This is a genomic window from Corynebacterium sp. 74A, from assembly GCF_008930665.1.
GTDB lineage: Bacteria > Actinomycetota > Actinomycetes > Mycobacteriales > Mycobacteriaceae > Corynebacterium > Corynebacterium megadyptis.
In genome coordinates this window covers 116,288-123,480 of the sequence record NZ_PQMG01000007.1, presented here as the reverse complement: position 1 = coordinate 123,480, position 7,193 = coordinate 116,288, and the positions used below count along the sequence as shown (strand labels likewise).

The following is a 7,193-nucleotide window of genomic DNA, read 5'->3' as shown; positions in this document are numbered from 1 at the left end:
ATGGCGTGTTCAAGATCGACGGCGAGGTCGGAAACAAGAAGGTCTACGATCCCCGCTCCTACATGAAGAAGGCCGAGACCGGCATGGCCGAGCGCATCGTGGAGGCCTGCCAGGACCTCCACTCCGCTGGCACCTCCGTGTCCAAGTAACACCCCCTTCACACCCTCCCCACAGCACACCACGCAGCGGGGAGGGTGTTTCGCATGTCTGGGGGTCTTCTCTCCCTCCGAGCCTCGTTTCGCCCGATCGGTCGGAAAGCTTGTGAAGCCCTGTAAAAATCGTCTGGCCATGCGAGCCTCGGCAAGGAGGTAGGAGGCTGTACCGGCTGCAGATTTTCAGGAGTGTGGAACCGAGGCAGTGCTGTTATGTTCTCACCGTCGTCATGTTCCGTTAGCGACTGTCCCAAGAGCTGGCCAGCCCGATGCTCCCCACAGAACCAAACAGGGGTAGGTCGCAGAGATTCACCAGCTAGGGCCAAGATTTTCTTTGCTAGATACCCAAGACAGCGGCATAGTGATTTACATAGCGTAAATGCACCAAGATTGTTGGTGCTCTTTTTCTTCTCGTCTTAGGGAGGTGCCCAAGATGACCACAGGTAGGGATGTCGCAGCATACATCGTCGATCAGTACGGTGAGCATGACAAGTTGCAGCTGATGAAGCTCGCCTACTTTATCCAGGCTTGGAGCCTCACCTGGGATGGAGTTCCGGCGTTTGACAGTCGGATTGAGGCTTGGAAGCACGGCCCCGTTGCCAAGGACATCTACAACGTGATTGGCGGCAAGTATAGGCCGGATCTGGTGTCTTCAGTGCCCGGTGGCGATTCAGCGAACGTGGATGCTCGTGTTCGTGCGATTGTGTCCTCGATCATGGATTGCTTCGGTGGACTCCAGTCCGAGGCTTTGGTGGAGGAGACTCATAAGTTCTCTGCGTGGATTACTGCGGGAGGAGACCTCGCAGAAAACGATTCGTCTAACGAGGAGATTACGCACGGGATGATGCAGGCTTGGCACAGTCGACAGCTTCGCGAGGGCGGCGGCCGGATTCCTCTCAGGCCTCAATCTGTCGTTGAAATCGCTGACAATGCGTCTTTCATGAGCGCTTTTAAACGTCAAAAGGCGAACTGGTGCGAAACTGAGCGACGCCTCGCTGCCAGGTGACGGTCAGGCTGACGGTTGATCAGCTAATTGTGATCAACAATAACCTTGATGGCTGCTGTCACCAGGTGACGGGGCGTGATGGTCTTGAAAGCTCTCTGGAGTTCGTGTTCGCCACATTTGATGGTCAAGATCTTCACTCATCCATAACCGCCAAGGCAGCCGCTTTACTGGAGCAGGTTGCTCAAACTCATGGTTTTTTCGATGGGAACAAGAGAACTGCTTGGTACGCCTTCGTCGTATTTCTTGATCTCAACGGAATCAACCTCTGCGAGAAGTCCACTGGGTAACAAGATGATCTGGTAGTTAACTTGGTCGAAAAGAGGATTAGTCGAGACGATGTAGAACGCTGGATCGAGGATAATCTCGTAGAACTGCGTAACAAGTAGTTGCGTCCCTTCAGCGTAGCGTTTTGGTGAAGGACCGGGATGCCTCCAGCGGGGCTCGCACTCAGACTGCGCTAATGTCGGGTCGATCTTCGCCAGTTCGCGCAACGAGTCGTGCTGACGGTGGGCGGAGGAGACCACCCCGCGCCGCTGCCCACCCTCAACCCCCGCGCACAGCACTACCGCCCCCAGCCTGGCCACGAGGGCCGCGCTGGGGGCGGTAGGTGCGTGTTAGGCGCTTGTTGCGAGCCGTCTAGCCGACTAGCCGTCTAGCCGACTAGCGGCGGGTGAGCCACGAGATCAGGCTGCGGCGCTCAGAGCGCTCGTAGTCGGTGGTGTCGGTGGTGATCCGCTCGTAGATCTCGGTCTGCTCGGAGACGATCTCCAAGGTGGAGTTGACTTCCTCGAGCTCGCGCTCGAGCTCGGCGCGCTCGTTGAGCTTGTCCTCGGAATCGATCTGCTCCTCCGGAGTGGTGTTCTCCAGCTTTTCCTCGATGTCCTTCTTGCGGCCTTCCAGCTCGTTCTTGGCGGTGCGGGCGCGCTGCAGGTCTTCCTCAAGCGTCTCGCCGCGGCGGTGGCGCTCCACGCGCTCCCGTTCCTTGGCGTCGCGCTCGCGCTTCTCGTTCATGATGCGATCAGCGTCGGCGGTGCTCGTCACGGGCTGGCTGCGCACTAGGTTGAAGTCCGGCTCATAGCCTTCCACTGGCTGGTGCAGGTCCAGCGGGCGGGCGAGATCGTTGTTGCCGATCTGGCGGAACACGGTGGTGGTGATCTTGCCCTGATCGGAGCGCCAGATCCAGTCGGCGCCGAGCAGCTGGCCGAAGTAGCCCTTGCCCTCGATCCAGGCGGGTCCGCCCGAGTCGCCGTGATCGCTGCCCACGTCAGCGGTGATGGCCACCGGACCGGTCAGGTACAGGATCGGGGAGCAGGCGATGCGCTGGGTGCGGTTGCCGTAGGTGCACAGCTTGTCGCCAACCTCCGGCTGGGCGATGGTGTCGCCGGAGAAGTAGTTCTGGCCGATGAACTTGGAGTCGTAGAACTCGATGTAGGCCACGTCGGACATGCGGCTCACCGGCCCCCAGCGGGAGTCGTTGCTGTTTTGTACGGCGGCGAACACGTCGGGGTAGATGTGGTGCAGGCGGCCGATGGGGGTGTAGAAGGCGTCGTAGACCTCGGTGCCGTTGGCGCCGCAGTGGGCGTCGGTCCAGGCGCGGCCATTGGCCTCGTCCACGTAGCCGATGGTGCAGGAGCTGACTTGGCCATTGCCGGCGTCGGTGAGCAGTACGTCACCTTGATCGACCAGCGCGGGGGCGGGTTCGGCGACGGCCACGGGGGCGCTGAGCAGGGGAAGTGTCACTGCTGCAGCAGCGACCGCTATCGAGCGTAGGGCTCGAGTTAGGGACATGTGTCATCCTCTCACGAATGTGGGATAGGGGGTGACGAAATCCTAAGCCGGAAGGTAACGAATCTACAACAGATGAAAAGCGCTGCGAACTGATTATAAAACATCCCACCTGTGAGTAATATGCCTTCTTTTCGCTTATTGACGCCACCCTTATTCACCCTCATGTGGGGGCAAATCGGCCCCAGTGTCGTCTATGTGTCCTCTCAGGATAGGTCTCATTGGTCGCCTTTAACTGGGGATATGTCAGCAAAGGTCCATTAGAGAGCGGTATATAACCGCCGCAACCAGCGCGAAGAAAAAATTCATTCAAGCGTATAACTGCACCGCCGCTTCGCCACGCGCTCGGACTTGACTAGGAAAACAAAAGGGCGCCCGAACACCATGGTTCGAACGCCCTTAATGCAGCGGGTGCTAGGCCTGTGCGCGACGACCTTCGCGGTAGACCTCACGCACCTGCATCTGCTCATCCCACACCACGAGATTGGCGGGGCCGTCGCTCACGCTGGCGCGGTGGGCGAGGTTCAGCAGCTCGTGGCCGGAGGTGGCGGAGCGCAGTACCTGCGGTAGCGGCAGGCCAACGGAGCTCTGGAGCCGCACCTGGTCGCTGACCCTCGAGGTGCCGCCGGCGATGGAGCCTTCGCTGCCATCCTCGGTGCGCAGCCGAGCGACGCCATCGCGAACGGTGACGGCGAGCGCGCCGAGCACATAGTCGCCATCGGCCTTGCCGGCCGCCCCCATCGCATCGGAGACGAAGGTGGCCGCAGGATAGCCTACGGTGTTGAGCACCATCTGCACGGTGTGGTTATCCAGGTGCACGCCATCGGCGATGAGCTCAAGGGAGACGTCCTCGCGCTGGGAGGCGGCGTCGAGTAGTGCGGCGATGGGGCCGGGGTTGCGGTGGTGCAGCGAGGGCATGGCATTGAACAGGTGCGTGGCCGTCACCTGTGCGCCCTTGCTGGTGGCGTAATCCACGATATCGGCGGTCTCGTCGAAGTTCGCATCTGTGTGCCCCAAAGAGACGATGATGTCATGCTGCACGCACAGATCCACTAGCTCTCGGGCGTGGGCGGTTTCTGGGGCGAAGGTGATCGAGCGCAGCTGGCCGCGGGCGGCTTCGATCATCTCGCGGAAGAAGTCGGGGTCGCCGGGGATGATGGCGGCCGGGTCTTGGGCGCCGCAGCGGCAGGTATTGACGAAGGGCCCTTCGGCATGGATGCCATCGAGGCTGCCTTCCTCCACCAGGCTGGCGAGGATGCCGAGCTGGGGCAGTAGTACCTCTCGGGTCTGCGAGACTGTGGAGGCCAAAAGTGTTGTGGTGCCAAATCGCCGGTGGTGCAGCGCGGCCTCTCGGCATTCCTCCAGCGAGGAGGTGGGGAAGGAGAAGCCCGCGCCGCCGTGGTTGTGCAGGTCCGCCAGCCCGGGGGTGATCACGAGACCGGTGTCCACGGGCGCATCGAGGCGCTCGATGGCTGCGGTGCCGGAGCTGTCGACGCCCACCCGCGCCGGATAGCCGGGTTGGCCTGGTTGGATGAGAGTACCGATGAACTCAGTCATGTTCCATTCCTTCGTGAGCGCGGGCGGCCTCAACGAAGCGGGCGGTCACCCACGCGGTATCTGTGATGGCGGTGCCCACGATAATGGCGTCAGCGCCGGCCTCCAAGCCGGCGCTGACTGCCGCTGGGCTGTGATAGCGCCCCTCGCCGATGAGGAATACCTCTGGGCCGATGGCGGCGCGAACCTCGCGTACCAGCTCGAGGTCGGGGCCGGTGGTGGCGGCGCGGTGCTCGGTGTAGCCGGCCAGGGTGGTGGAAACAATATCGGCGCCGGCCGCCACCGCCGCGGTGGCCTCGGAGACGGTGGCGATATCGGCCATGGCCAGGGCGCCGGCCTCGTGCACGGCGCGCACCTGCTCGGCGAAGCTCGAGCCGTCCTGGCGGGGCCGTTGGGTGGCGTCGATGGCCACGACCTGAGCGCCTGCCTCGGCAACGGCCACTGCGGAGGCCACGGTGGGGGTGATGTAGACGCCCGTATCGCCTTCCTTGGTCAGCCCGATCACGGGCACGGCCACGGCGGCGGCTACGGCGCGGATATCGGCGAGTCCGCCATAGCCGCCGCAGCGGATGGCGGTGGAGCCGCCGTGCTCGGCGGCGGCTGCCAGCCGGGCGATGGTGTGGGTATCGCGTAGCGGATGCCCATCGGGGGCCTGGGCGGAGACGATGAGGCTACCGCGAACCTGGGTGCTGAAGTCTGTGAGGGATAGAGACATAAAAATTCTCCTGGATGAAGGGTGCGATAAAAGGGTGAAGGAAACTCAGGCAGGAACCAGCGCGGCCGCGCCGATGATCGGGGCATCGTGGCCGAGCTGGGCGGGCAGAATGTCGATGGTGTCCAGCGGCTGCAGCGAATAGGTGCGAAATGCCCGCTTGAAGGGGCAGAGCACCACATCGCCAAGATTGCCCACGCCGCCGCCGAGGATGATGGCATCCACATCGATGGCGCTGGCCAGCCCAGCAATGGCTTCGCCTAGGTTGAGCATGCAGCGTTTGATCACCCGCTGGGCGAGTTCGTCCTGCTCATAGCGGGCCATGATGGCGCGCAGATCCAGCGCCTCCGCCTCGCCGCGGCCGGCCGCGCGGTTATAGGTGGCGGCCAGTCCCGTCCCGGAGGCGAAATCCTCGATGGGGGCGGCCCTGCCTTCGAAGTCGCGGCCGATGATCCGGCGCAGCTCTCCTGCGGTGAAGTGGGGGGACTCGGCGAGTGCGCCGTGGAAGACGAATGCTCCGCCCACCCCGGTGCCGAGGCTGAGAAAGAGCGTGCGCTGATAGCGGGCACCGGCGCCATAGAGGGATTCCCCGAGGCCCAGCACGCGCACGTCATTGGCTACGTGCACCTCCAGCTCGGTGGCGGCGCTGAGATCTGTGCGGATATCGGTGCCGGCCCAGCCGGGCATGGTGGGCCCGGCGGAGACCACCACGCCGCGGGCGGGGTCGATCACCCCTGGGGCGCCGATGCCGAGAGCGCTAATAGGCTGCGGGGCGGCGTCGATAAGCGGGCGGATGAGTTCGGCGATGCTGGGGATGATCTGGCTGGCTGCTGGGGTGGCAGTGCGCACCTGCTGGATAACCTTGGTGGGCCGCTCGGTGTCGATGAGGCCAGCGGCGATTTTCGTGCCGCCGAGATCGATGCCGATGACATACCGGCTCACTGTTCGTACCCCTCGGCTGCCAATTGCTCGGAGATGACGCGCCGCAGCGGCCGATAGTGCTGCTCGACGACGTCCTTATAGGCCTGCATATCGCCGGCTTCGAGGGCGTCGATCATGAGTTCGTGGGCGTTGATGGTGTCTTCCATGTCCTTCGGGGTGGTCACGCCGATGATGGGGATGGCGCGGGTGTGGACCTCCCACATGGCCATGGTGAGCTCCCGCAGCAGGGGATTGGATTGCTGGTCGATGAGTTCCTGATGAAAGGCTCGATCGTGCTCGGCGAAGGACTGCCCTTTATCCCATGCGGCGCGCATATCGGCCACATGCTGGCGCAGGGTGGCGGTGGAGGTGGCGCGATAATGCTCCATGAGGTCCTCGGCGGCGGCGAGGTCGAAGGCGATGCGGGTATCCACCACGTGCTTGAGCTGTTGGAGTGCCACCTTCTCATTGAGGCTCATGCGCAGCACCATGCCGTTGACCAACGGTGCCAGCGACATTTGCCCCACATAGGTGCCGTATCCGTGGCGAACCTCTACCACATCCAATGTGGAGAGGGTACGCATTGCTTCGCGCACGGAGGAGCGGGAGACGTTGAGTAATTCACAGAGCGCGGCCTCGGAGGGCAGCACGTCCCCAGGGGTGAGTTTGTGTTCGCGGATATAGTCCTCGATCGCCGTGGCAGTGGGGCTAATGCCGTGGGAATTCTTACGGACGGGCATGACACATTCAGCTTTCTTGGGTGGTGGGGGGTGGCCACTGGGTGGCAGGTGGCTATCGACGCTTATCGACGTCGCCCGCCTGGTGTGCTAACACCGCCGTGTGCACCTATATGGGGGTAGGGGTGGGTCGTTTTCGGGCTCTGTGGCGGGAAAGTGGCCGTATACAGTTGTCTTTAGGGGCAAGTTTAACAGAACTGCTTTACCTCATCAGATGTCTGACGTACTATCGAGGCAGGTAGTGATCTGGACCTCTTTCCATCTTGGCCTTATGGTTCAATCACATTCTCGCTGACACAATGATTGTATAGGGGGCTGCGCCCATA

General features: G+C 62.4%; 7 protein-coding genes and 1 pseudogene. 3 read left to right on the top strand and 5 right to left on the bottom strand.

The annotated features are described in order from the left end of the window. The 3 genes and pseudogenes from GBB11_RS10290 to GBB11_RS11075 form a co-directional block, all read left to right on the top strand. Positions 1 to 149: pseudogene (locus tag GBB11_RS10290) on the top strand (class II fructose-bisphosphate aldolase); the annotation flags it as partial. 436 nt (positions 150 to 585) lie between these two features. Then, positions 586 to 1,158, top strand: coding sequence for a Panacea domain-containing protein (locus GBB11_RS10285; protein ID WP_192796381.1), 573 nt, complete (start codon positions 586 to 588; stop codon positions 1,156 to 1,158). Continuing rightward, entirely contained in the window at positions 1,155 to 1,445 is a 291-nt protein-coding gene (locus GBB11_RS11075; protein ID WP_151549941.1) for a type II toxin-antitoxin system death-on-curing family toxin, read from the top strand. The genes GBB11_RS10285 and GBB11_RS11075 overlap by 4 nt, the downstream gene beginning before the upstream one ends. 373 nt (positions 1,446 to 1,818) lie before the next feature. Here GBB11_RS11075 and GBB11_RS10275 read toward each other — a convergent pair whose 3' ends face one another. The 5 genes from GBB11_RS10275 to GBB11_RS10255 all read right to left on the bottom strand — a co-directional run bounded on the left by GBB11_RS10275 (position 1,819) and on the right by GBB11_RS10255 (position 6,870). Beyond that, positions 1,819 to 2,946, bottom strand: a complete 1,128-nt coding sequence (locus GBB11_RS10275; RefSeq protein WP_151549942.1) for a hypothetical protein — start codon at positions 2,944 to 2,946, stop codon at positions 1,819 to 1,821. A gap of 411 nt (positions 2,947 to 3,357) precedes the next feature. Further along, positions 3,358 to 4,500 carry an N-acetylglucosamine-6-phosphate deacetylase gene (locus GBB11_RS10270; RefSeq protein WP_151549943.1) on the bottom strand — a complete coding sequence of 381 codons (1,143 nt, stop codon included), beginning with the start codon at positions 4,498 to 4,500 and terminating at the stop codon, positions 3,358 to 3,360. Beyond that, positions 4,493 to 5,212, bottom strand: coding sequence for a putative N-acetylmannosamine-6-phosphate 2-epimerase (locus tag GBB11_RS10265; RefSeq protein WP_151549944.1), 720 nt, complete (start codon positions 5,210 to 5,212; stop codon positions 4,493 to 4,495). Before GBB11_RS10265 ends, GBB11_RS10270 begins: the two co-directional genes overlap by 8 nt. Before the next feature lie 45 nt (positions 5,213 to 5,257). Next, positions 5,258 to 6,151, bottom strand: coding sequence for an ROK family protein (locus GBB11_RS10260; protein WP_225979254.1), 894 nt, complete (start codon positions 6,149 to 6,151; stop codon positions 5,258 to 5,260). Further along, a complete protein-coding gene (locus tag GBB11_RS10255) occupies positions 6,148 to 6,870 on the bottom strand; it encodes a FadR/GntR family transcriptional regulator (RefSeq protein ID WP_151549946.1) in 723 nt (240 codons plus the stop codon). The genes GBB11_RS10260 and GBB11_RS10255 overlap by 4 nt, the downstream gene beginning before the upstream one ends. Positions 6,871 to 7,193: the final 323 nt, after the last annotated feature.

What these genes read in the sequence shown, in the direction of transcription:
- GBB11_RS10255 (WP_151549946.1), bottom strand. Translation starts at nt 6,870, where the DNA reads ATGCCCGTCCGTAAGAATTCCCACGGCATTAGCCCCACTGCCACGGCG.
- GBB11_RS10265 (WP_151549944.1), bottom strand. Translation starts at nt 5,212, where the DNA reads ATGTCTCTATCCCTCACAGACTTCAGCACCCAGGTTCGCGGTAGCCTC.
- GBB11_RS10275 (WP_151549942.1), bottom strand. Translation starts at nt 2,946, where the DNA reads ATGTCCCTAACTCGAGCCCTACGCTCGATAGCGGTCGCTGCTGCAGCA.
- GBB11_RS10270 (WP_151549943.1), bottom strand. Translation starts at nt 4,500, where the DNA reads ATGACTGAGTTCATCGGTACTCTCATCCAACCAGGCCAACCCGGCTAT.
- GBB11_RS10285 (WP_192796381.1), top strand. Translation starts at nt 586, where the DNA reads ATGACCACAGGTAGGGATGTCGCAGCATACATCGTCGATCAGTACGGT.